Genomic DNA, 24,192 nt, shown 5'->3' with positions numbered 1-24,192 from the left:
CGATACACCATGGCGATAATTACCTCCGAGCAATATCGTATGGCGCGCGCTGCATTAAGATTGAGCGTCCGCGATGTAGCCACCATGTCAAACGTCTCGACGAACACACTGGCACGACTTGAAAACGGTGAAGAGTTGAAGCCGCGCACTTTGGAGGCCATCCGGAATGCGCTGGAAAAGGCCGGTGTTGAATTCACGAATGGTGATCAACCAGGAGTACGGATGAAGAAGTCTTCCTAAGACAGGCGGATCACAGGGGCGCACGCCATCGTCGCGGTGGTCACCGTGGTTCTTAGCGACTTGTGGCAGCCCAGCAAAACAAAACTGAGCGCTCCAGAAGGGAGAACTAGCCAGCGGTTTGTCGCAGCCCCTGAGCCTGCGATGATGGCGAGGTTCACGACAGCCTAACGCCGAACCGTGCTCCCAAAGAAAACCAGATCGGCACGCGCCCCGATCCACTCTTTACTACCCACAACGAGAGTTGAATCAGCTAGATTGTATGATACGAAATACAGCCCCATGGCCTAATCTCGATGCTAGGCCAAAGGTGGTTTGACCCTTTCAACCCGTCTGCCGACATTTGTATTGCCTTAGTATTCTCAGTGTAATTTGAGAGATAAAAACACTTTATCTGAAATATCCAACCCGCCATGTCGAATTACACCATAAATTTTGCGCCGATCGGTATTCAAGGAGAGACCCAAGTTCTGATTGGTCGACAGCCTTACGCGAAAGAGCGCCTGGAAACATTGCGGAGGGAGTTCCATGAAACTCACGTCTTTCGGCGCGACGGGGCCGAGAACTCTATCGTCGATATTCCGATCGTCATCGGGCAAAGTCCGCTCGCGAATATCCGAGAAGAAGTCGATCTTGCGAAAACGCCTGCGCTCTGGCCGCCTCTGTTCTCGGCTGCTCTTGTCAGGGCTTTCAGCGGCAATCGTGACATTCTCTTCGACGCCCCGGTAACGGTGATCGGCGCTGCGCAGCGGGGGCTGGTGAAACACCGGGATCTACCCGAATGGATACAAAAACGAACGTTGTTGAAATTCGAGACACGCTGGATCTATCGGTCGCGCGATAAGGGAACGCTGGGCCTTGTCTGCGAGACGCGTCTGAAAAATTTGATATTGGGGACCTGCGCGGATTTGATGGCGCTGGGCATTTCCCTGATGGGACGATACGTGCAGATAGAGGTTGCGCCTCGTGACGAGCGGCTCATGAAACCGCGCATGTTGGTCGGGCGGGTTGTGGCAGTCGAAGGCGATGTCCTCATATTGGAGGATCATAAGGAAGGATTTGAAACGGTTTGTGCGGCAGAGGCTTTCCTGGAAGCCCGGCGAGAAGCGTTTGATTACTGCATAGGTCAAATCCTTTGCGGAAGCGCGCAGATGGTTCTCGACAATGCGGCAGCCGAAGCGGCGGCGCTTCATTCGGGGCCGGGCCGGAAGAAGCAGATTGATGATGCCCTTTCCTACCTGAGAGAGAAGGCCTCGCTTGAGGCGGTTCCCGGCGCGAAGTTCACGTTCGGCCCGATGCTTGCCTCTGGGAGCCAAGAATTTCCGACCACGGAAATAATTCCAAAATCCGTGCTCGTTTTCGACCCAAGCGGCACGCGCAAGGACGACTGGAACGAGCGGGGTCTCAAAAAGAATGGGCCTTATGACCAGAGAACGTTCAGTCCGAAGCGATTGAGAATTGCCGTCGTATGCCAGGGCAAATATGAGGGGCAAGTCGACCGCTTTGTCGCGAAGTTTCTCGACGGCATGCCGGAGACCCTCACAGGTGGCAAGCACAAGACGGCGCGGTACGGTGATGGCTTTTTGCGTCGCTTCTGCCTGGAAAAACCCAGCGTCACCTTTTTCACTTCCGAGAGCGCAAGTGCCAAAGACTATTTGGCGGCAAGCCGCCGCGCTTTAGCGCAGGCGACGGACGAAGGATTCAAATGGGACTTGGCACTCGTCCAGGTAGAAGAAGAGTTCAAAAGCTTCGATGACGGATCAAATCCATACTATGCGACCAAGTCGGTGTTTTTGAAGCGGGACGTGCCTGTCCAAAGCGTGCGCTTGGAAACGATGGGGCAGCCGGACACAGAACTCGTATTCTCGATGAACCATATGAGCCTCGCAACCTATGCGAAGCTGGGCGGCGTGCCGTGGCTTTTAGCCTCTCAGCAAACAGTCGCCCATGAACTGGTAATCGGCTTGGGGTCGCATTCGGTTTCGAGCAGCCGGATTGGATCAAGCCAGAGGTTTGTTGGCATTACGACCGTTTTCTCTAGTGACGGAAGCTACTTGCTCAGTGATCGGACCGCCGTGGTGCCGTTCGAAGGCTATGCGGAGGCGCTTTACGAAACGCTGAAAAAATCGATTATGACGGTTCGCAAGCAGGATAACTGGCGCAGCACCGATAAAGTCCGCCTCGTCTTTCACATGTTCAAACCGCCAAAAGACACGGAGGCCGAAGCGATAAAGCGAACCGTGGAAGCGCTCGATCTGGATAACGTGACGTTCGCATTCGTCCATATCGCGCCAAGCCATCCCTACCTAATTTTCGACAACTCGCAACAGGGGATAGGATATCGCCCTCCCAAAAAAGGCGTGCTCGGACCCGAGCGGGGCCTGCACATGAAATTGGGAGACCGCGAGTCTTTGATTGTGTTCTCCGGCGCTTCGGAATTGAAGCAGGCGAGAGACGGAATGCCAAGACCTTGTCTCTTGAAGCTGCATCGGCTTTCGACCTTTACTGACATGACCTATTTGGCGCGGCAGGCGTTCGAGTTTTCCGGCCATTCGTGGCGGATGTTGGCGCCCGAGGCCTACCCGATCACTATCCGCTATTCAGATTTGATTGCCCAACGGCTAGCAGGGCTCAGCGCCATAGAGGGCTGGGATTCCGACGCGGTCCATTTCGGGCAGATCGGCAGCACCTTGTGGTTCTTGTAGTCATGATGAACCTCAATGACGTACGAACCACGCTGGTCTCAGAACTCGCCAAAGGCAAAGACCTCCCATGCCACGTTGGCGCATTCTGCGCATGGATGATTTCGGACGATGCTATGCTTCGGCGGCGTGTCGAAGAGGCGCTAGGCTTCGCGGGAAAGATCTTCCATCCCGAATATGTCGCTGCGCTCGGTTACGGCGCGGCAAGCGGTTTGCTGACACCCGAGGAATACGATCTTCTTCAGAATGAAATCACGCATCTCACCGGTCGAGGCTTCTTTGCGCCAAAGCGGCCGCTTCGTTTCGAAGTCGATGGGATCGCTTTGCTTGGCGTATCGCTCGGCATTGTGAGAGACGAGAAACCCAGCGATCGCCAATGGCTGAGGGAGCTGCTGGTTCAATCGGAAGCGCATTTGTCGAGTGATGCATGGCAGACGGGGCTTGTCAGAGCCGCGCGCTTGGTGGTCGGCGAGACCGGTCTGCATCTGGTGCCGCCCGATCTGGCCGTCGCCATGAATGCGAAAGGAATTAGAGCGTGTGATAGCGGTGATCTGACCCGGGGCTGGGAAATCACAGCGCGGCTCGAAGCGCATAATGGTGATCCGGGTCGTGACGCGGTTCGATTGGCCTTGTTCGATCACGTGCTTGCGCGACAGGGGCAGATCGCCATCGCTGGCGCGAACAGAAACGACCTCATTAGTTTATTGAACAATTTGGCCCGCTCGATGCGACTATGGACATACGAGTCCAAAAGTCGAACGCCAAATTCTGCCATTGCAAGGTGGGAGATCGAGAACGAATATCATGTCCAAAATCTCCTTTGGACAGTTCTCGCACCGGTGTTTGCAGACCTGGAAGACGAAGAAAACCTGCCGTCGATTGGCCACAAGCATCCACGTGCCGATCTGGGCATTCCATCTCTGAGGACGATTGTCGAAGTGAAATTCATGCGCGGTAGCGGTCAAGCCGCATGCGCGAAGGTCATCGAGGAGATCGCAGCAGACGCAAGCCTGTATCTCAGCAAGACAGATATATACGACAGCATCGTAGCCTTCGTCTGGGACGATCGTGCCCAGACCGAACAGCATCAAGAGCTGAAGTCAGGGCTAGAGTCAATAAAAGGCGTTTCTGCAGCAATTATCTTGCCGCGACCATCGAAAATGAAGCGGCCGTGATGGCTGCGGCGAATATGTCCTGCCGAATTAGGATTCGATGCGAAGACGGTATGGCGCTTTGATCCGCTTCGAGGCAAAGCTATGGCGTCACCTGGCATATTTTTTTGCGCCAATCGTAAAACGTGGCATCGGCAATACCCGCCTGCTGCAAAATAAAGGCAATCCGCGCCTCATTGAACCTCGAGCGCTTTGCGGAAATTCCCTTCCTCAGCCAAAGCTTCCAATGGAAAATTGCAATCCAACTCGGCCCAGTTTCGGGTAGAAGATCAAGCTGATTTGGTGGACGAAATTTACGAATCGTCGAGGTATAAAACCAATGTCTCTCAATTCATTCGGCCAAGACTGCCCTCGCGGCGTCGATGGATAATCCCCGTTATCAGAGCAGCCAGGAAGCACCTATGGTTAAGTCTCCCCTTTTCTCCAATGAAGCCGCTACGGACCTCGGCTATATCAACATTCGCGAAGCGAAGGGTGGCCCCCTGAAGGAAGCGAAGGAGCATTGCGAAGCGTTATGGGACCTCTTTGAGCCTTACGCTGACGCCCAATTCCTCGTCGAGCTGCGGACCAATTTCGACGCTCGCTACTGGGAAATGTATCTTGGTGCCTATTTTATCGAGCATGGATTCGAGATTCATGCGCCCAAGCCGGGACCGGATCTCGGTGTTGATTTCGAAGACCGCCGCATCTGGTTCGAGGCCGTTTCACCGACGCGCGGGGCAGATGGCCATGCCGACCAAGTGCCAGAAATGAAGCACGATGGGACGGTTCAGAATGTTCCAGAAGAAAAAATCATCCTCCGATATCTAAACTGCATCTCGGACAAGTTTGATCGCCAATACGCGCAGTGGATCAAGAACGGGACGATCTCCGACAAAGACGCTTTCGTGATCGCCATCAATCCACGCGGGATTGGATTTGAACACGCTGATTCCGAGCCGCCCCGTATCCTTCAGGCGGCCTTCACGGTTGGCCCCCTTTACGTCGTCATAAATCGCGAGACGCTGAAAGCCGTTCGAACGGGCTATCATTTCCGAAATGAAATCCCCAAGGCCGCTGGTGCGCTTGTCCCAACGGGCGTGTTTCAACGAAAAGAGTGCGCCGCGCTAAGCGGCCTGCTTTGCTCTCGTGTCGATGCCGCGAACAAGCCAGCCTTGCTTGGGGGCGACTTTCAGCTGGTGGCCAACCCGCATGCCACTATCTCTCTGCCCAGGAGCTTTCGACTCAACGGCACTTGCTTCAGGGTCAGCGAGGTGAAGGACGGATATGACGTGACGCCAGAGACGTCGAAAGGTGCGCGCGGTGACGTGGATTCAAAGTCTGCCAGCCAGGGCAACCATTTACTCGCCGAGAAATCCGTTTGACAACCATCTTGAGCGGTGAAGCGTCATGTAGCCGCCGAATAACGCATGCGGCAAGCATTCGGAGGAGAGCGCTGCTGTGCAAGCCGCCTTACGGGGATTAGGGATCCTTCCATATCTGCATGGCAAGCTCGCAACAAGGAACCCGTAGCGTGGATAACCTAGACCCGGAGCAACGACGCAAGACGATGCGGGCGGTCCGCTCTCGAGACACCACTCCCGAGATAATCGTCAGGCGCATGGCCCATCGCTTGGGCTTGCGATTCCGTCTCCATCGGCGAGATCTTCCAGGCAACCCGGACCTGGTATTCCCTAGGTATCATCTCGCGGTCTTCGTCCACGGCTGCTTCTGGCATCGCCATCCGGACTGTGATCACGCGACGATGCCCCGCACACGCGTCGATTACTGGACGAATAAGTTCAACCAGACAATCGCACGCGACGCTGCGGCGATTGAGGGGCTCAAGAGCATCGGCTGGCGAGCTCTTGTGTTGTGGGAATGCAGACTTCGTGAACCGGAGTATATCAAGAATGCCCTGCGAGCAAAGACGACGGTGGATTAGTCGGCACGGTGACTAGTGGGCAGTGCTCGCGAAGCGCTCCCGATGATGTGTGAGATAGTGGTCAGCTGGCCCGAGTCGTCGACTACGTCCGCCATTCTCGCCACAAGTGAGCCGTCGCCGTTCTGCCGCTCGCGGTAGATGATCCTCGATGTCGAGCACCACCGTCACGCTGCGGCTCTTCGCGCTTGCTCCAGAGCCCTAAGAGGTCGGCGCTCCAGCTCGAATGTGTCGACGAAGCGGATCGCCTCTCCACCGGCGAGCGCCAATCCCAGCGCACCGTCGCGGCGCCAAAGCGGATGTATGACGACTATAGTGCTGGAAGCGTCCGTCCGTCCGCCTTCGTGGAGGCAGGGGAGCGCTGATGCGGCATGGGTGCCCGCGGTGAGCGAACCGGGCCGCATCAACGCCACCGTCTCCGCCAGGGCCGCCGCACGCTGCGGCCAGAGCGACAACTCCGGATATCGCAGGTCGCGAGCGTCGAGGCCGCATCCGTAAGTTGGATCAATCATCGCGCGAAGGTAGGAAAGGCCCAATCGCCAGTCGAGAAGGCCGTGATAGGGACGGTTCCCGTACCGCTGGATGCAGCGATAGCATGACGTCTGACACCGCGCCGCGTGCTCGCCTTCCTCGTCGGTCGATAGGAGGTCTACTAGAGGCCATTCCATATCGTCCTCCACAATGCTTCGCATCAGGTTGACGATGTGGGGAGTCCCGTCGCTCCGGTCGGCACCGAGCCTGCGCGAGAGTCCCGATCCATTGATGAGCGCGTCGGCTATTTGTAGCATGGGGCGTCCATCCCGGAGCCGGGGTTCTAACGCCTCGAACTCGTCCGAGGATACATCCAAATCCAACGCGGCGCGCTGCACCAACATCTGGGTCGCGCTTATCGCGGCCGCCCTCGTCGGAAGATGAGAGCGCAATCCCCGGCGAGCGACCTGATCAAGTGTCAGTCGCGGATCAAACGACTTCATCTCAAGGTATAGCGCATCCGTCTCCTTCTTCGCGATCAGGCCGAAGGTTGTCGCGCTGTTAGGAATCACCGCCCACCGACCTCCCGAGGATGGATTGGAGGCGTGCTCCGGGTCTATGGCCTGCAGGTCCTGGATCTCGGTCGTATTGCCGGTTGGCGGAATAGGAACTCCGAGATCCGGCGTTTCGACTACACTAAACCGGCTGCTAGATCCCTGATCGTCATTCGGACCATCGTTCAATTGCATGATGGTGACGCCAGCGCCCCTCCGAACTCTGATGTTTCGGGCGTCGACGGTCTCGCCCTGGTGCAGCACAGTTGCTACGGTTCGGGTCGCCATCCGCCCGACGGTGTCGAGGTCGTTCCGCTCGGGTCGAAAATCGGTTCGGAAACCGGCTGGTGTGACGTAGAGCTGGAAAGCGTCGGACGGGACCTCCCCGTTGCAGTCCTCGCACTTGAGAGCCGCTGTGGGAACAGCCACAGAGTAGCGTGCCGAGCCGCAATGCATGCACAGGGCAACATAGTGATCGGATTCCCGCCATTGCGAGGCTGCTGCCACGAGGATATCTCTGCCCCGCCGCTCGGGCGGCAGCATGTCGCCGGTAAATCCGACCACGCGGTGCTTCCTCTTGTCCTTCGTTAGCACGGAGCTTGGTGCGAACTCGAATACCGCCGTATCGAGATCGCGATCCATCGTTGACCAGTCGTAATCGGTGTCCTGTTCGTCGGTCTCCGGGCGCAGGCCGAGGTAGAGCTGCCGGACGCGGGTTGGCATGCCGTACATTGGTAAGAGGCCGCGCTCCGCAAGGAACTGAGCGAGACCTCGACGTCCGTTCGGCCTGAATGGGCGCTGCTCCCAGATCTCCTCGATCAGCGCGCTGACGGTGGCTCGCTTGAGCAGGCGCGCCCTCTGCAGCGGATCGATGGCGGCGGCGGCAGCGAACCCGTCGCGCACGTTGATGGTGGCTTCGAGCGCGCGTCGCAACTCAGCCTGCCAGTCCTCGCTGGGCACGTCGCCATAGTATTCGTCCGTAGGGACGTACTCCCCGTGCACGTCGGGTGGTACCAGCCCATCGCTGGGAAAACCCACGCCCTGGTCTTGGCATTCGCGCCTCAGCAGGTCGAAGGCGGCCCTCAGCCACACCTTGCGCAGCAGCCGCATCGGAATGGGATCGTGATCGACGGCGAGGAAGGGGGGTGGCGGCGGATCACCTGTGATGGCCGCAGGATGCGCGAAGTAATAGGCGTCGTGGCTGCGGCCGCGGCAAAATGTAACGACGAGTGAGAAGGCCTGTCCGCGACGACCAGCGCGACCCACGCGCTGCTGGTAGTTAAAGCGCTGCGGCGGCATATTCGCCTGGTAGACGCTCTGCAGCGAACCGATATCGATGCCGACCTCCATAGTCGTGGTGACTGACAACATGTCAATCTCCCGCGCCCTTCGCGAGACCGGGTCCTCGCCATCAACGAAGATGCCTTTGAACTTGCGCAGCCGGTCCGAGAAGTCGTCAGTCTGCCCCGTGAGCTCCTCGCATCGTAGTCTGAAGCGCCTGACGCCCTCCTGTTGCCCGCGTACGATCCGTCGTCCGAGGAAGTTGGATCGCCAGAGTTCCAGGACGGCTCCGGTCTCATCCTGAGCGAGCGGCGAGTAGCAGCGGGTGCAGATCCCCACACCGCGGTGCATGTGGACGCGCTCGCACGAGCCGCAGCGCCAGTACGGATCATCCTCTCGGGCAATGCGCAGATAGACGCGCTGGACGCGGATGATACCGTTTTGGTGCCCCATCGTACCCAGGCGGCGGAGAATACCGTCCAGGCCTATGCCGCCGTCGTCACCGAAAACGGCGCGCGCGAACCTGGCAACCCGATTCGTCCGCGGCACGGCGGACGAATCCCCCCATTCTCGTACTCGCGTCGCGTCGAAGTACTTGTTCTCGTGGACGCGGGTGGCGCTCGAGAAGACCCGGACCCAGACGTCCATGCGGTCCACTTCATCGCCGGCATCGCGGGACAGCGACGGATATGCGAGCCCGGTCTCCTCCAGAGCGAAGAACGTGTTCGCGAAGATGACGTCGTCCACGAGCTCACTCTGCTCACCGAAGATCTTTAGCCAGAGCTGCTGGCGGTCGGTGTCCGAAAGCCCTGGGTTGTAGGAGATGGCACCGTCATTCTCCTGAAATGCGTCGTACCAAGGCCGGCGCTGGAACGTCTTCAGGCCCACCTCGTCGAACGGATGAACGCCCAGGCGGACATACTCGGCGATTAGCTCGCCGACGTCTCCCCGTCCGTCCGCGCGGTAGTCGAAGATGCGCTCAAGCTGCACCTTCCTATTGGGGACGCTTACCTGCCGATCGCCGTTCTGACTGCTCAACTGCCCCATTAAAGCCATGGCCGCCGCGGGATCGGTGCCCATTAGCTCGTTGATGCGCGCCATCGTCTCTGTCGGATCGAGCGTCTCGGCCGTCCGCCGAGCGAGGTAGGCGCGGGCGACCGACACCAGAATCTCACGACGAAGATCGCGCAGGTGGAGTCGTTCGATCTCGAGCGACTGGTTAGCCGCGTCCTGCCGACTGTCAGAGAACACGATGCACTTCGGGGCCGCACCAATCGCATAGAGTAGCTCGAATAGCTCCGTCGCCACGAGCTGGGACGCCTTGCTGACACCGGTGCGGAACGCGCGGATCGGCGATCGCGACCGGCTTGTTGATGGCCGGTTGGAGTAGTCGGTGCCGCACTTCGGGCAGCAGAAGGGCTGCGCCGACTTCACATCCAGCGTGCGACCACGCCGGACCGCCGCGTCCGTCTGGAAGTACAGATGACCGGCGATCGATCCATCGGGCACCGCTTGTCCCACACTGACGACGCCAGTCTCGGGGTTAAGGCTCGCCGACTCCCACTCGTCGAAGCCACTCTCTGGCCGCTGCGGCTCCGATCGACGCGGCCAGAAGACAGCGAACTGATCGAAGGTCATGCGGTCGTAATACTCCGCCGCCGCCCGCTCTGGTAGGTTCTCAAGCTCAGTGGTCGATGGTAAGAGTTCGGTCTCGCTGTGGCCGCCGTTCATGGTGCCCCGCTGACCACCCATCAGGAGGTCCCCGCAGGCCTCGCAATAAAGCATCTCGAAGAGCCGCGGCCCCCGCGTTTCACCGGGTGCCGGCGTGGCGTGCGACATCCCGCGCTCTACGCCAAGACTGCCATACGTGACGCGGCCCTCGGCGTCGACCGACGGTGCCGCGAACAGCCCTTCAATGTTGCGCACGAAGCAGTGTACGCGGAATGAGGGAGTGGCGGGGTGTGGACTGGCCTGGTTGAAGGCTTCAGCCTCTGGCAAAGCGCGTGCCAGCATCAAACCTCGGACTGCGATTGGGCCGCTTTCATCGTTGAAGACTCGGTTGGCAATATCGTCGACCGATCGCGCACGCACGCTGTCGCCGTCCCGGCAGGCCTGGGTAAGAATCGCAGCGGCCGCCTCGGCGAGCGCCGGCACCATGCGTGTGTCGCGAGCGACGCCAACTGCGTCAGCAGCGGCCCCGATCGCCTCCATCACATGATCGGCATCATTGAGCCGCGCCACGAAGTCCGATCCGGAGGCGCATACTTGCAGGAGATCGGCGAAAGGCCGCCCAGGGATGCGGCCACCGGCCCATTCGGGAAGCTCGGCCGTTCCGCGGACAACGCATTCCTCCCAGAAGTCTGCCTTCTCAGAACCGAGATCCTCTGGGCCGCGGCTGGTGCCGAACGGGGCGAACATGTCGCGGAGGTAGCGACGCGATTGGACGCCTGGCTCATCGTCCATCGGAAGCGACGCCGAAGAGGCGAGTATCCTCAGCTTGTGACGTTGTCCCGGGCGGTCGAGCCCTAGCCGTTGGATCAGGGCTTTGACCAAAAACGCGACCTCAGTGCCGGCGGAACCGCGGATCAGATGGAGCTCGTCGAATACGAGATAGAAATAGGCGTCATCGTTTGAGATCAGCCACTCTCTAGTTTGCTCGAACATACCCTGCTCGACCTCGCGCGCGAGCATCGCACCGAGCATCGAGGCGTTGGTCACCAGCAGGTCGGGGGGGCTGTCCTGCATGTCCCACCGCGACACCATCTCCGCACCGTCTAGCGACGGAAAGATGTACCGAGTCAAATCCGGAGCTCTCTTGCCTGCGGCGAGCGCCTCTGCGATCACCGTGGCATCGTGCCGTCGGGCGGCCGCTTGGTTCTCATCGTGCGCGCACATCGTCGCTCGAAGCTCACGCAGCCGCCGCGCACGCCGTTTGCGTTCAGCCTCCTCCCCGAAAATGCGGGGATGGCGCTCGTACCCAGTCACTGGCGTCACGCCCGTGTACTGGCCGAAGAAGATGCGGTTTCCGCCAAACCGGACGTCCATGACGCTTCGCGCGTCGTCGGAGTCGAGGGTCCGCCTAAGACGCACCATCTGATCCTCGACGAGCGCGTTCATCGGATAGAGGACGAGCGCCCGCACCGCAGCTGGCCTGTTCTCCCCGGCGCGCTGAGGCGCCCAGCGCGAACGTGGCGTGTTCCACCAATCGTTCGAGAGGTACCCCGCCGAAGGTCTCGCCCACCTGACGGCCTCGTTGGTGATGGCGGCGAGTACCGGAAGCATGAAGCTCTCGGTTTTGCCCGAGCCCGTGCCGGAGGTGACGATGCCTGGATGACCTGGCTGCACACCACGGGCCAGCATGCCTACTTGATGGCGGTACGGTGGGTATATGGATCGGCGACGTAGCTCGCCGTCACTAGGACGGCCGTCGAACAAACCGGAAAGGGCGAGCTCCACGAAGGCGACGCGGGCGCCTCGCGAGAGCGGTTCGAGAGGGCCTCCGTCCATGTCGACGAAGTCCTCGAGGAGGTGGTCGCTGGAGCGGTAACGCGGCACTGGTTCGACGAAGGGGAGTGTCGCGAAGATATCGGGGCGCCGCAGAAGTTCATAGCGTGCGGCGGCGACCGCGGGATCGGAGATGCGGAAGCTGGTCTCCACGTACGACGTGAAGAAGTCCTTTATTCGTTCGAAGCCGCCAATCGGATCAAGCACCCGTCTCTCCTGTTATCCGGCGTTATCCGGCGGTCCCGCCGACTTCATCGCGCCGAGTGTCCCGGCAAAAGTTCCGCGCCGTCTCCAACGCCCGTCCAGAGTTGGGTGGTGCGAGGCCCTCGGTCTCGACCACCGCCCTGGCAAGCCTCAAGGATGTCGCAATGTCGAGTCCAATGCCAAGGTCGGCGAGTGCAGGCAGCGTCGCCATCGCGGACGAGAGATCGGTCGGCCGGTCGCCCGGATCGAGGTGCAACGCCGTGGCGTTCGTGCCGCTCCCGAGAAGCCCCGGAGCGACGAGCGCCGCGCCCTCGGCCACCGCACTGTCCACCGTCAGCCGGCAGGCATTGGCAGGCAACGCCGCGGCCTCTTCAGATGCTGGGTCCGAAAGGGTAGCAAACATCAGCAGCCGCCTTGGCAGCAGACCTCGCCGCGCCAGTGCGCAAATCGCCGGATACCAGCAACGGGCGGCCGAACGATCGATCTCGTGCAGCTTGACGAGGCAGGTATATCCTGTACTCGCCAGCACGGCGGCCTGGGCAACCTGGGTATCGAGCCGCGATCCTGGACGCGACCAGATGTCCTCTGGCGCGATGATGGTCGCGTCCGCGTCGAAAGACACCAGCCTGCCGGCGGCGAGAAGCGCCTCGGCGATTAGCGAGAAGTCCTCGACCTGTGGCCCGTCAAGGATCGGCACCTCTCCGGAGAGGAGGTAGGCCGCGAATCTCATCATCAGCTGCTTGCCAACACCTGTGAGCAGCACGCAGCGCGCAATTTGCTCGCCCAATTCTGCGCGGTCAATTGGCCTAGCGGAGCTGGACATGATCACGGGTAGCGTTGCGACGGCTCGGGTTACCGAGCGCTGTACTGTCGAGGCGAGATCGCGTTCCAATTCCGTCAATCGACCCTCCGCCACGCGTACCAACTCCCTCTGGCGCTCTGCCTCGGATTTAAGGGCTTCGACCTCCTCGGCGAGCGCATCCCGTTCGCGTTTCATGTCCGAGACGCTCGCTCGGAAAGCCTCGACCTCCGCCACCGCAGCTTCCCACTCGGCCTTGGATGCCGCGATCGCGGTGCGATCGCGTTCGGCGATGCGCCGTTCGAGCGCTTCACTGAGCTCGCGCTCGCGATCGGTGATCTGCGCTTGCAGCTCCAGCTCGAGCGTCGCCTCACGAGCTAGGCTCTTTGCATCCTGCTCCGCCCGCCGGGCGCTCTGTTCGGCAGCCAGTTCTGCCGCTATCTCTGTGCGCACCACTTCGCGTGACCTTACGGCCTCCGCTCTTACCGCTTGCTCAACCGCGGCCGCGATCGCAGGGTCGATCCTCACAGCGTCGAGATATGCAGACATCACCTCTCGGTCCGCTGTGAGTCTTGCGGCGAGCTCACCGGAACGCAGCGCTTCGAATGCGAGCTTGTGGTCGGTACCGATTGCCGAGATCCGCCCGCTCACCTCGTCGCGATGCAGCTCGAGCCAGGTGATCAGCTCCGGCAGCCTTGGATCGTCGGCACCCGCCAGGGCGCGGACGACGTGCGCGACGTAATCTGCGCCCGGAGACCAGTTGTAAGTGACCAGCGGCCGCTCGCTGTGCAGATCGTAGAGTTGCTGTGGATTTTCCGCCGCCGGTTCGCCGAGCAGATTCCCCGCTTCAAAGGTGTAGCAGTCCACCTCGCTAAGGCTCCGGTCTACGCAACGCAGGCGGCCATCCGGGCTACGAGCGAGTTGAAGCGTGAGGATACAGTCTTCGCTGAACCTCACGGTCCAGTGCCCCGGATTGATCGCCCCATCCCATCCCTCCCGCGTGAAAAGGAAGCGGGCGGCCTCCACCGTGCCCAGGGTTTGGAGGTCGGCGAAGCGCGATAGGATGCGATGCGCGCTGATGCGGGACGGTTGTGCGTTCGGTCGCGGGCTGGCCATGATCTGGAACACGAGCCACTCGCCTGATCGAAAAGAGTTGGCAGATGCGCTGAGTAGTTCGACCTGCCCGTTCTTTGGGAAGAGCTTCCGCGGATAGCGAACAAGTTCCCAGCCGCTGGATCCTTCCATCGCGAGCACGTCCACCGACACGCGCGCGCCCATTCTCCGCGCTAGGCGCCCGGCGTACCAGTTTCCTCCCGCAGTCATGTCACCGACACCGTGCCGCCTGACCAGCGCAGGCGGATGCGGCCGCCAGACCGCCTCGACCTCACGATCGCTGCGACGTCCGCCAACTCCGTCAGTCTGTGGGGAACCCCTTCGATGCAGCCCGGCAAGGCCGACGCTAGACTGGCTAGAAGCATATCGCCCAACGGATAAACGTAGCTCCCGTCCCCGCACGGCCCGCCGCCGGCACCCGCGGAAAGGCGCAGCGACTGCGCGAATTCGAGCGGCAGAGCGCCTTCAGCGGACCTACGTACGAGGGTGTCGCCCTCCAACGCAAATAATGGTCGGCCCGCCACTACGTGCGCCTGGAGGATCGCTGCCACTCGGGTGGCGTGGCGGGTCTCTCCTTTCCAGCTATTCACTCGATACTGGTCGTGATCCCGACCGCTCGGATGGACCCAACGCGTTAGCGACACAACCGCCCCGGGAGCAGTGCCTGGCACGAACCTGCGGCGATTCCAGTCCCAACTGGACGCTAGCACGTGGTGCTCCGCAACCAGCGTGGAGGTCTCCAACCGCCCGGGAAGCATGCGCGGGACACGCGGTGCCTTGGCGATCGCCCACCCGAGCGTTTTGGAGAGGCGCTCAGCCACAACGCCGACCGCGCCGGTGACTGGGGGGCTCCATGGCGATGGTCCCAGCGTGCGGAAGGGCGAGCCTCCCGCATGCTGGGCGACTTGGCGAAACTCATCCTGCATAGCGACGCACGTCGCGCCCATGACAATGACCGTTGAACCTATGTTGGCGAGTTGCGGCGGCTCTAGCGTCCAGACTCGTCCGCGCCATTCCGCTCTTTGTCGTGCCGTTGCGAAGCCAGCTTCGTGAATCGCACGCAGAATGTCCCAAGACGACGTGCCGCCTGCGGAGACGCGGGATATCAGGTCGATCACCTCGGCTTCCGCGAGCTTCACGCGCCCTGCCGCGTAGATCGCTTCGAAGAGGTCCGCTGCATCGCCGTATAAGCTTTGCCACGCAAGGCTCCGCTCCCGCACGGTGCGCCAGCGTCCAGGCTCCATTGCTGTCCATTCGACGATCGGCGGTTGGCGCTCGGCCGCGCCGCCAAGATCTGGATGCTGTTGCGCGTCCCGCCGGAACTGGATCCGGCGCGTCCACTCCGGCGCATCGCCGCTGCGTCCCAACGACACCGAGATTTCATAACGTCCATCCAGAGCCTGATCCGCGACGATGCTGCCTTCGATCCATCTTGCAGCAGCGGCGGCGTCCTGTTCCGAAAGCGGGCGAATGGTCACGCTGCGCGCGGCGGCGTTGACTCGGGGCAGGAACCTCGCCCGGCCGAGAAAGTCCCCCGCCATACGGATACCGCCCTCGACGCCTATGTCGATGAGCCGCTCCTGCCGTAGGCGTACCAAGCGCAGCCGTGTGAGCAGATCGTCGACAGTGCGAGGTGAAGCCGGCGCAGTGGTCAAGAGCCAGCCTCCGCTCGGTTCGAATGCAATCGTCATGCCTCTGGCGATTGCCGCGTGCGACGCGGCGACACCGACGTGTGCGGTTCCAGGCGGCGGTTCGGCGTCGGCCAGCCAGTGAGCCATTCCGACCTGCCGGAAGAAGACGATCCCGCGAGTTGCCGCAAGGCCTAGGTTGGCGCTCCGGAGCACGGGCGGAGCCTGCATCGCCGCCCCGAGATCTATCGCAGGCGCGGAGTCGAGCCTCAGGCCTCGACGACCGTCCTCGTCGAACTCGATCTCCAGCTTCGCGTTCGCCATCTCCGAGGCACTCCCGGAGCCGCCCTTGGCCCGTAGGACGAGCCGCCAGAATCGGTGATCGCTCGAGGCGCCGCCGCTGCGGAACGCGTCGCGGAACTCGGCGAAGGCGGTTTCCATGCCCCACGACGCCCCCCGGCGATCGAGGGCAGCCTCGACGGCGCGGATTAGCCCCGGCGGATCCGCAGAACCTCCTCGGACGCTGAGGAGCACGCGCTCAAGAAATTTGATGTCGGATCTGGTCGGAAAGGAGAGGCGGCGGGTGTATCCGATCTGCGTCCACATCCGGGGGTCGGGCAGCATGAGCCTCCGAAAACCCTCGCCGGCGGCGATACGCTCATCGAGCCAGGACGCCAGGCTCCTCCACATTCCGGCGATGCCGGACAGCTGCATCATCGAGCGCGAAGTGCTGAGCCAGGTGCGAAGGCGCTCTCGATATTGTCCGCGACCGGAATACTCACCGTCGAGTAGAGTGTCGATCAGGAGTGACATGCAAAGGTATGCGAAGCAGCTCGGACTGCTAGCAGTGGGTTCGCGCTGCCGGCCCTGGGCGAGCGCCCGCCAGACCTGTGGATCCGAACGCATCGCCTCGCGGAACGCTGCCTCGGCCTCGACACCCGAGGACGGAATGTGGTTGAATGCAGTTGCCAGCGTATCCCCGGTGATCTCGAACGAACGCAGCGGTGACGCATCTTCGCCGTAGGACGCGCGAAGGAAGCGATCCACGAGCGCGCGCTCCCACGCAACAAACGTCGTCGGCAGCACGATGGGCGATTCATTCATGCTGGCTCCTCCTCGGGAATCGAGATCGGATGCGCCGTGCGGGAGCTGTGCATGAGAGGCGCCTGAGCGAGGGGCTCGATTAGCGTGTGGGCGAGGAAACGTACGACATGCGTGACAACCCCATCGCCGATTAGCTGGAACGCGTGTTGATACCGCTCGGGAAGCGGATGATCCAGTGGAAGCCCCATCAGTCCCGCTGCCTCACGCGGCGAGAGGAGCCGGGTTCGCACCTCCTCGCCGTCGACTATGATGATCCTCGGCCGAGATCCGCCGCCGCGCGGCGTTCGGAGGCAGCCAAGCGTCGACCCAAAGGCGATCTCGGCTCGCTGCACATTCGCGCCGTTCTCCGGTCGCATGCGAAGATAGAGGCTGCCGATCATGATGCGACCTGCTCGTTTCGCCTCCGCGAGCCGTGAGAGATGCGACCTCGGCATCATCGAGAGCAGCCGCGCGGTCTCCGCTTCGGTATGCCAACTCGCGCCCGCGCCTAGCACTAGCGCCTCCTGGAGCGCGCACTCCGCAAGAACCGGTGCTTCACCGAGGTTCCACCAGCGCCATCGCTTGGTGAGGATCTCGTTCAGATCGGCGTGGACCTTGACAACCCCGGCGGTGTGCCAGGGTCGCATAGGCTCCGAATGCGCTAGGCCGAGCGGTATCTGCACGTCTTCGCGTACGGCGACGATAAAGATCCGCGGGCGCGATTGTGGTACGAAGTGCTTGGCGTCGATGACGACGGTACCGAAGTCATAGCCAATACCGGCAAGCGCCTGACATATGGCGGCGAAGTCGCGGCCGCCGCTGGAAGTGAGCAATCCAGTAACGTTCTCCAGCGCGATGACACGAGGGTGTCGTCCCTCTAGCTTAAGAGCCTCGATGAGGTCTAGGAATGGCCATAGCGCGCTAGAGCGCGTGATCCGCTCACCAGCCGTGCCAATGCCCCGCCCGCTGCCAGCGATCGAGAGATCCTGACAGGGAAAGGAAGCCCAGGCTAGGTGTGCGGTCCCCGGCAGGTCGTCGACACCGATCTCGTCGACCCCCCTCTCGTCCAGTTCGCCCTCACCCCAGCGCGCCTTGTATGCAGCCACCTTCTGGACGGCGTTGTCGTTCGCGAACGCGCAGGTCCATTCCGGACCCAGGCCAATCCTCGCCATTCCGCCGCCGGCAAAGAATTCGTAAAATCGAAAACCACTCGCCATTAGCCGATTTCCCCCGCATCACAGAATTGCCATATTCGGCGTAGGAAGATCAATTGGTGACGCGCTGCGGCAGGACGATGTGCACAAGCTTAGGGCAGCCGAAGTCGAGAAGCCGCGCTGGGGAAGCAGGCTTCGCTGACCGATGCGGAGCTTCACCGTGGCCGGGAAGCCATCGAGTTCTCAGCTTCAGCAATCGGTCAGCTTGCTGTGCAAGCGGCAAACTACACTGTGGATCGGCTTTGACCCTTTTCGGCCCGGACGTTGACCTCACTCCGCTGCTAATTTGTCGTGGTCCGATAGGGTCTTAGCGCTGGAACACCGGGGTTGACAGTCAGCCGCCGATTTGGGGTTAAATGCCGTGCCGCTTCACAGCGCGAGCGCGTCCTGATATCCGTCTAGTTGCTCCAGGCGCTTCTCGACGTTGGCGGTCGAGATCATCGATAAGCGCAAGCCCGTCGGCTATGTGCCCACTAAAGAAGCGTCCGTGAACAGCGCCAAGGTCGCCGCCATCGCCCGCGAGGCGTTGGAGAACATGCTCGGCCACTCCATCGTGTCTAAGCAGAACTTCCTGCCGCCGACCTGACCCCAGGCCAAGGCCCGGCGGCTTTCCCCCAACTGCGGCGCCGGTGTCGACGACGCGCTCAGCGCGTTAATGTTTCCCAATGGTCCGACGCAAACTGCGCGAAGCGCAGCAGCCGCGAGATGGCGTGAAAGGCCTCGATCTCGCTGATGGTCGAGGCCGTGCCATGTCCGGCCTGGTCCCGCCAATAGTTCAGCAGCTCGCACAGGCTTTTAAACTGCTCGGTGGTCCCGCCGGGCAGGCCGTGCACGATCTTATCCGTTATCGCTTTCCTGCCGGAACGGCCCGCGTATTCCTTCATCGCGGCCTCTTCGCCCATCTTGGCGATGGCCAACGCCAGGAGGATCGACTCCGCCGCCGCGCCCGCCATGACGCAGGATGCCAGATAGGTGCCAAGTCGATGGCAGGCAACCGCCTCGCTTGCGCGCTGCCGGAAGCCATGACCGTAACGCGGCTCGAACTTGAGCAAGATCTCGGTCAATCGCCCCGGATCGCTCGGCACGAAGGTATGGTCGGCCTGCTCCGCCAGCCACCGCTTACCGAACTCGGTGATGCTGAACCAATCACCTATGACATCGGGATGCGTCCGATTGCGCGGCGCCACCCGGCCTGGCCGCAGGATGCCGCGCCGGCACAGCTCCCAGGCCGCATCATAGAACGGCCGATAGTAGGGGTAATCCGCCTGCGCCCGCAGATGATCCGGCCGGACGTCCCGGCCGATCCAATAACGATCGATCAACTCGACCAGGGCAACATCCGCCTCCGCCGTCCGCCACAGCGGCAGCGGCCCCGGTGTCCGCGCAATCTCGCTCAGCTTCTCAATCAGCCAGCCAAGCGCGTCATCGAAATGAATGGGAGAATCGCTCATGCCCGGGAGCCTAGGCCGCTCTGCGGCCGGAGCGCAATCCGGGCGTTCCGCACCGCTTCGCAACCTCCGTCACCGGAAGCGGATCGCCTGTCAGCGTTTGCATTTGGATGACTGTCCAGAAGAAGCTAAGCGCCAGATACACCTTGATTTTTCGCTGGGCGCGGCCTTCCTAGGGCAATGCTCTTCGCACACTCAGTCAGTGATGCCTGCCCGAGAGCTTAGCCACATTCCCGAGTGTCTCTTATGGTGCAACGTAGGCCGCTGCCCCCTTCAATGCTATGGCTGATATGCCCCTATGACCTGGAACTCAACCAATGGCGATTTCAATATCGCGAGGGGGATAAACTGGTGGATAGAAAAATAGAAGCCAAAATTACTAAGGAAAACCAGCTACATATTTGAGCGTTGGCGGAGAGGGAGTCCGCCCACGCTCTTGGCGTCAGTCTCACGAGGAGAATATCTTTGTGGCCTGAACGCCATTCCTTGCCCAAAGTCCATCTCAATCGACATCTAAGCTCGATGCCATGATCTACTTCGCCATTCTGACCGGGAAGACTGCGGATGAGGATGCCGCGATCACGCATCCGATCGCAGAGAAGATCTCGCGCTTTGTAGAGGACTATCCCGACCGGGAGCACACCTTTGCCGAACCGTGGCATGAATCGCCTGAAAATCTATGCGGGGCAGGCTCGGCCAGGAGCGAGACCGAACCGATAGCAAGAGCGACAGCGAACTCCACGCCGAAATAGCCGAGGTTCAGCAGCATCACCAGGCGGACCGCCCGGCGCAATCCTTCCCTCTCGGCGTCGGCGCTCATGCGGGCAGCGTATGGCCAGGACAAGCGTGCACCTCGATCGTCATATGCGAGATGCCTGGGAGCCCGTTGAGCCGTGCTTTGTAGACCGCTGACGGCTGCGGCTGGTCGGAGACGACGGCAGCAATCACAGCGGTGTGGCCGGGGCCTACGCGCCATAGGTGAAGGTCGGTCACACGGTCGCCGGCGATCTCGAGCCGGTCGCGGATCACTCCCGCGAGCTTTGGATTGGGCACGATGTCGAGCAGCACGGCACCGGAAGAGCGGATCAGCCCCCACGACCAGAATGCAATCACGCCGGCACCGACAATGCCCATCAGCGGGTCCATCCAGATCCAGCCGTAGAAGCGGCCCGCCAAGAGTCCAGCAATGGCCAGCACCGATGTCGTTGCATCGGCGAGGACGTGGAGATAGGCAGCACGCAGATTGTGGTCGTGCGCGTGACCGTGGTGGTGGTCGCCATCATCGTCATGAGCGTGGGCGTGGTGTTCGTGGCCGTCGCGCAGCAGCCAGACGCTGAGAAGATTGACGCCGAGCCCGAGCCCGGCAATGAGTGTCGCCTGGTTGAAGCTGATGGGAACCGGGCTTAGGATGCGCAGGACCGATTCGTAGCCGATAAGCAGCGCAATCAGCGCCAGGATGATGGCACTGGAGAACCCGGCCAGCTCGCCGAGCTTCCCCGTGCCGAAAGCAAAGCGCGGATCATGCGCGTGGCTGTGAGCGAACCGATAGGCCAACGCCGCAATTGCCAGAGCACCGGCGTGGGTGGACATGTGCCATCCGTCGGCCACGAGTGCCATCGAGCCGTAGATGGTGCCGCCGATGATCTCGGCGATCATCATGGCGGCGGTCAGCCCGACAACGAGCCAGGTCCGCCGCTCGCGGTGCTCGTGCTTCTCGCCGAGAAACACATGGTCATGTCGCCAGGATTCAAGAGAGTGGGTGTGCATAGCGCCTCTTCAAGTCAGCAGCAATTCTCCTCATGACAATTCAATAGGCACGCGAGAACGGCGGACAGGCGGCCGACGGCAAACCATCATAGCCGAGCTAAGGCGGCCAGCCATCATCTGCAGCACTGTGCAACGCTCAAGCCGCCTTCCCTTCAGGGTCAGTGATCGTAGGCATAGCGGACATCGCTGCAACCTGTGGCGCACGCGTCCAGGATCACGAGGGAGTGTCTCAGCAGCTGCTCGCTCCGCTCGGGTTCAAACCAGCGGCCATTGAACTTCCCGCCATGAAAAAGATTATTCCGTACGCGCCTGACGTACAGCAGAATGAGATCGGCCTGTGAAGCAGCCTGCGGCGGCTCGTCGGACCATTCCAGCATACCGTTCCTGATCACCTGCTTTTTGGGCGGCTGATTCAGAATATAGGCGATGGCCTCCTTCAAATCTTCACGGTCTGGATCTGCCAGGACGTTCTCCACCACAGCTGCGAAAGCCGTCCAATTCGGCTCCGCCTTGCCATCGCCTCTATGATAGCCCGCCGCCTTCAGCGCGTATTCGCAGCGAGCAAACACCCGAAACATCTTGTTAGCCAGATCGTCAAGATTCTCCACGGCGGCGCCTCGTTAAATGGCCAATTTAATATTGCGTATCAATCAGGAAGCCGGTGCGTCCACTGCATGCCCAGCCATTCGGCGCGTTGTGCGGGTTGAGTTTGCCGTTATGCGTTTTGCGTCGGAATTTCTTCTGACATAGCGGACATTGATAGACATAGGTCGGTCCTGTCGAAGCGATCGGACTACGGCGGGGCCTTGCCAGCCGCGCAAACGGCGTGGGCTGTCTGCCACCCCCTAAACCCGCCTGCGACGGCGCCACGTGGACCGGCCCGGTTGGCGTCAATTCGACCGCATGCCGAGGCACAAACGTCTGATTCGTCGTCCGCGCTCCCTCGATCCGGTCCACGCGATAATTGCGGTGCTCGTTCTTGTCCAGGTTATGCGCATGCAGGACGATGTTGCCTTCGCGCGTCCGGCGCAGAGAATAGGGTTCGATGCGACGCGTCGATCCCTGATATGCAAGCTCGACACACAGCCGATTGGCACCCGCGAAGCGGATGATCTCTAGATGCGTTTGTATGCCGAGCGGCAGAGAAAGGCCTAGCGTTCGCTCGCGAATGACGGTTTCGCCCGCAGCCATGGCGTAGGCTGCGGGGGCTGTGGCCGCTCCGCCGGCAAGCCATCTAAAGAACTCCGGCAGCACGTCCCAAAATGAGGCAGCTGGCGGCAGAGCCGGCAGCTGATGTCCGAGCATGGCTGCCCATCCGCCTTCAAGATCATTCCGATGTGGTCCGAGGGCGGCAAGCGTGGGAACCGGGATACCCTTGAATTCACATTTCTGCCGCAGCACATCCAGCAGCACGGCCGAAGACGGGCGCGCTTCGCCGTTCCGATAGAGGTTCACGACGTCATAGAGATCGCGCGGCCGCGTCCGCTCCGCCAAGGCGCGGACCTTTTCCCCGAAGGCCTCTTCATAGGCGTAGGCGAGAACCTCGATGCCCTCCTCCGGCTCATCGCTGTATGCGTGGAAAATCGGTACGCGCTCCGGCGGCAGGACAAGGCGTTCATCCGACGTCAGATCAAGTTTTACCCGCGGCAGCCGAATGACAGCGACGTTCGGCGATATCGGTCCCCGGTAGCTCAGCTTCCCTTGACAGGCCTGCTTCCCTCTCGGATTCTGAAACAGATCGAAGTCTTGCCCTTCCGGCGGCATTTCTACGCCGGCTTGCTCGTAGATCCACTCGCCAACCTCAATGAACACCCGTTTGAGAAATGCCTCGTCAAGATGAGCGGGATCTTTGAGGGTGAAATCCAGATCCTCAGAAAAGCGGTAGGTCTCGAAGTAGCATTTCTTCAGACACGTACCGCCTTTGAAGACCCAGCTGTCCCGCAGTTCGTCATGCGCATATATTCCAGCTAGCGTCCATCCGAGCACGTAGTCCTTTTCGACGACATCTGGCCGGAGACCGAGTTTCGCTGCGGTTTCGAGCAGTTCAACCTTGCCGATCATGCGTTTCTTTCGTGATCCATTTCGTAGGAACACGGAGCTTCCACCGTGTAACAATACGATTGCACTTCAGGGCCGGGTCCAGCTTGGCGTAGCCTTCAGTCAGCCGTGATTTACACGCACTCGCGAGTTCGCCGCCCAGCGCATGGCGTTCCGCCAAAAAGCCGAGCCGCTTGAAAACTGCGCCATTGCCCAGGCGCTCGGCATAGGCAATCAGTTGTTCTTTTCTACCCATTTTCTTGTGCAGATAGCGGTCAAGACATTCCGCGACATGCTCTATTCCGCCGCCAATTGCAGGATCATCCAGCATATCGACCAGAGTACGATCGACATCGGACACACTGATCCTTGTTTGCCCTCGCCAGACTGTTTTCGTTCCGAAGATTCGCTCTTCTTTGATATGTCGCAGTGTGAAGGTCGCCCCACCGGTCTCCTTGGTTCGCGACCGAATTGGGCGGGCCGTGAAAACAACGATGTCCCGGAAAAGCTGCTCAGTGAGGTCCCAATACTCCGCAGCAGTACGGCCGCCGATATAGCCGGAGCCGAATAGTGCCGGGACCAAAAGCCACGCATCGGCAACTGCCTGTTGGGTCCCCAACATAGCAAGACCGACGGGAGCGTAAATCCCGCTTCCAACGCGCTGAAGCCAGCCCTGCTTTGCCCACGCCGCGAGAATCTTAGCTGCCTGAGGACGCGGCATATCAAGCGTGCGGGCGGTAGCGTCCACGCTCACAAGATCCCCCCCCGCCTTGATCACGGCGGCCAATCTTGATCGGCGTGCGCCTAGGTTCTTCGTAGTACCCTGCATCTGCAATTTTTCTGGAAAAACGGGAATCACGACACATGCAATATAGCCACGAAATCCTCGCCCAGCCATCGATAGTATATCTGGTATGATAAAATTCCGGTATTTCGAGAAAAATTACATTTACGATATACTTAAAACATTCCCAGCTCAGCTGGTCCACCGAGATATCCAACCGGCGGGCCTGATGAGCGAAGCGCTGCATCGCGTTGTCACCCCGAGCAATGAGAA

The 24,192-nt window shown here is 60.9% G+C and carries 16 protein-coding genes and 1 pseudogene; 7 read left to right on the top strand and 10 right to left on the bottom strand.

Annotated features, from left to right (window positions below; all coding sequences use genetic code 11):
• Positions 1-9 precede the first annotated feature (9 nt).
• The 5 genes from BLEFHOIH_RS17475 (at position 10) to BLEFHOIH_RS17455 (ending at position 6,035) form a co-directional block, all read left to right on the top strand.
• Positions 10-240, top strand: coding sequence for a helix-turn-helix transcriptional regulator (locus BLEFHOIH_RS17475; RefSeq protein ID WP_245297062.1), 231 nt, complete (start codon positions 10-12; stop codon positions 238-240).
• 410 nt (positions 241-650) lie between these two features.
• Positions 651-2,942: a hypothetical protein gene (locus BLEFHOIH_RS17470; protein ID WP_088347300.1), complete on the top strand. Its 2,292-nt coding sequence runs from the start codon at positions 651-653 to the stop codon at positions 2,940-2,942.
• A 2-nt stretch (positions 2,943-2,944) separates the two neighbouring features.
• A complete protein-coding gene (locus BLEFHOIH_RS17465) occupies positions 2,945-4,114 on the top strand; it encodes a hypothetical protein (protein WP_088347299.1) in 1,170 nt (389 codons plus the stop codon).
• Between the two features lie 398 nt (positions 4,115-4,512).
• On the top strand, positions 4,513-5,475 hold the full coding sequence (locus tag BLEFHOIH_RS17460) for a hypothetical protein (protein WP_125461768.1): 963 nt from the start codon (positions 4,513-4,515) through the stop codon (positions 5,473-5,475).
• Between the two features lie 149 nt (positions 5,476-5,624).
• Positions 5,625-6,035 carry a very short patch repair endonuclease gene (locus BLEFHOIH_RS17455; protein ID WP_210191580.1) on the top strand — a complete coding sequence of 137 codons (411 nt, stop codon included), beginning with the start codon at positions 5,625-5,627 and terminating at the stop codon, positions 6,033-6,035.
• A gap of 164 nt (positions 6,036-6,199) precedes the next feature.
• On the opposite strand, the gene BLEFHOIH_RS17450 is transcribed toward BLEFHOIH_RS17455, so the two are convergent.
• Genes BLEFHOIH_RS17450 through dcm form a run of 4 tightly spaced genes read right to left on the bottom strand, consistent with a single transcriptional unit; the run spans position 6,200 to position 17,886 of the window.
• Positions 6,200-12,049 carry a DEAD/DEAH box helicase gene (locus tag BLEFHOIH_RS17450; protein WP_088347296.1) on the bottom strand — a complete coding sequence of 1,950 codons (5,850 nt, stop codon included), beginning with the start codon at positions 12,047-12,049 and terminating at the stop codon, positions 6,200-6,202.
• 22 nt (positions 12,050-12,071) lie between these two features.
• Positions 12,072-14,123, bottom strand: coding sequence for a hypothetical protein (locus BLEFHOIH_RS17445; RefSeq protein WP_088347295.1), 2,052 nt, complete (start codon positions 14,121-14,123; stop codon positions 12,072-12,074).
• A gap of 41 nt (positions 14,124-14,164) precedes the next feature.
• A complete protein-coding gene (locus BLEFHOIH_RS17440; protein WP_088347294.1) occupies positions 14,165-16,690 on the bottom strand; it encodes a hypothetical protein in 2,526 nt (841 codons plus the stop codon).
• Positions 16,687-17,886, bottom strand: coding sequence for a DNA (cytosine-5-)-methyltransferase (gene dcm / locus BLEFHOIH_RS17435; RefSeq protein ID WP_088347293.1), 1,200 nt, complete (start codon positions 17,884-17,886; stop codon positions 16,687-16,689). Before dcm ends, BLEFHOIH_RS17440 begins: the two co-directional genes overlap by 4 nt.
• 421 nt (positions 17,887-18,307) lie before the next feature.
• Between dcm and BLEFHOIH_RS26785 the strand changes: the two genes are divergently transcribed.
• On the top strand, positions 18,308-18,469 hold the full coding sequence (locus BLEFHOIH_RS26785) for a hypothetical protein (protein WP_170937222.1): 162 nt from the start codon (positions 18,308-18,310) through the stop codon (positions 18,467-18,469).
• A 58-nt stretch (positions 18,470-18,527) separates the two neighbouring features.
• On the opposite strand, the gene BLEFHOIH_RS17430 is transcribed toward BLEFHOIH_RS26785, so the two are convergent.
• Complete coding sequence (locus tag BLEFHOIH_RS17430; RefSeq protein WP_125461767.1) at positions 18,528-19,397, bottom strand: hypothetical protein; 870 nt, start codon at positions 19,395-19,397, stop codon at positions 18,528-18,530.
• A 461-nt stretch (positions 19,398-19,858) separates the two neighbouring features.
• Here BLEFHOIH_RS17430 and BLEFHOIH_RS26780 point away from each other — a divergent pair, with 461 nt between their 5' ends.
• Complete coding sequence (locus BLEFHOIH_RS26780; protein WP_170937221.1) at positions 19,859-20,083, top strand: hypothetical protein; 225 nt, start codon at positions 19,859-19,861, stop codon at positions 20,081-20,083.
• Here BLEFHOIH_RS26780 and BLEFHOIH_RS27325 read toward each other — a convergent pair.
• The 5 genes and pseudogenes from BLEFHOIH_RS27325 to BLEFHOIH_RS17405 form a co-directional block, all read right to left on the bottom strand.
• Positions 20,023-20,151 (bottom strand): annotated as a pseudogene (locus tag BLEFHOIH_RS27325) (cation transporter); the annotation flags it as partial. The gene BLEFHOIH_RS26780 and the pseudogene BLEFHOIH_RS27325 sit on opposite strands and share 61 nt — an antisense overlap.
• The gene (gene dmeF / locus BLEFHOIH_RS17420; RefSeq protein ID WP_088347291.1) at positions 20,148-21,098 is read right to left on the bottom strand and encodes a CDF family Co(II)/Ni(II) efflux transporter DmeF; all 951 of its coding nucleotides are present in this window, start codon (positions 21,096-21,098) and stop codon (positions 20,148-20,150) included. The pseudogene BLEFHOIH_RS27325 and the gene dmeF, both read right to left, overlap by 4 nt.
• A 158-nt stretch (positions 21,099-21,256) precedes the next feature.
• Positions 21,257-21,706, bottom strand: a complete 450-nt coding sequence (locus BLEFHOIH_RS17415) for a hypothetical protein (RefSeq protein ID WP_210191581.1) — start codon at positions 21,704-21,706, stop codon at positions 21,257-21,259.
• 25 nt (positions 21,707-21,731) lie between these two features.
• The gene (locus BLEFHOIH_RS17410) at positions 21,732-23,159 is read right to left on the bottom strand and encodes a nucleotidyl transferase AbiEii/AbiGii toxin family protein (protein ID WP_088347290.1); all 1,428 of its coding nucleotides are present in this window, start codon (positions 23,157-23,159) and stop codon (positions 21,732-21,734) included.
• Positions 23,143-23,913 carry a type IV toxin-antitoxin system AbiEi family antitoxin gene (locus tag BLEFHOIH_RS17405; RefSeq protein ID WP_245297073.1) on the bottom strand — a complete coding sequence of 257 codons (771 nt, stop codon included), beginning with the start codon at positions 23,911-23,913 and terminating at the stop codon, positions 23,143-23,145. Before BLEFHOIH_RS17405 ends, BLEFHOIH_RS17410 begins: the two co-directional genes overlap by 17 nt.
• Positions 23,914-24,192 lie beyond the last annotated feature (279 nt).

Source organism: Rhodomicrobium sp. R_RK_3 (genome assembly GCF_002198715.1).
In the GTDB taxonomy this organism is placed as follows: domain Bacteria; phylum Pseudomonadota; class Alphaproteobacteria; order Rhizobiales; family Rhodomicrobiaceae; genus R-RK-3.
This window is presented reverse-complemented; position numbering and strand designations above follow the sequence as displayed.

Coding starts and splice junctions, on each gene's coding strand:
- BLEFHOIH_RS17470 (WP_088347300.1), top strand. CDS start 651: ATGTCGAATTACACCATAAATTTTGCGCCGATCGGTATTCAAGGAGAG.
- dmeF (WP_088347291.1), bottom strand. CDS start 21,098: ATGCACACCCACTCTCTTGAATCCTGGCGACATGACCATGTGTTTCTC.
- BLEFHOIH_RS17410 (WP_088347290.1), bottom strand. CDS start 23,159: ATGATCGGCAAGGTTGAACTGCTCGAAACCGCAGCGAAACTCGGTCTC.
- BLEFHOIH_RS26780 (WP_170937221.1), top strand. CDS start 19,859: ATGATCTACTTCGCCATTCTGACCGGGAAGACTGCGGATGAGGATGCC.
- BLEFHOIH_RS17460 (WP_125461768.1), top strand. CDS start 4,513: ATGGTTAAGTCTCCCCTTTTCTCCAATGAAGCCGCTACGGACCTCGGC.
- BLEFHOIH_RS17475 (WP_245297062.1), top strand. CDS start 10: ATGGCGATAATTACCTCCGAGCAATATCGTATGGCGCGCGCTGCATTA.
- dcm (WP_088347293.1), bottom strand. CDS start 17,886: ATGGCGAGTGGTTTTCGATTTTACGAATTCTTTGCCGGCGGCGGAATG.
- BLEFHOIH_RS17465 (WP_088347299.1), top strand. CDS start 2,945: ATGATGAACCTCAATGACGTACGAACCACGCTGGTCTCAGAACTCGCC.
- BLEFHOIH_RS17440 (WP_088347294.1), bottom strand. CDS start 16,690: ATGAATGAATCGCCCATCGTGCTGCCGACGACGTTTGTTGCGTGGGAG.
- BLEFHOIH_RS17445 (WP_088347295.1), bottom strand. CDS start 14,123: ATGGGCGCGCGCGTGTCGGTGGACGTGCTCGCGATGGAAGGATCCAGC.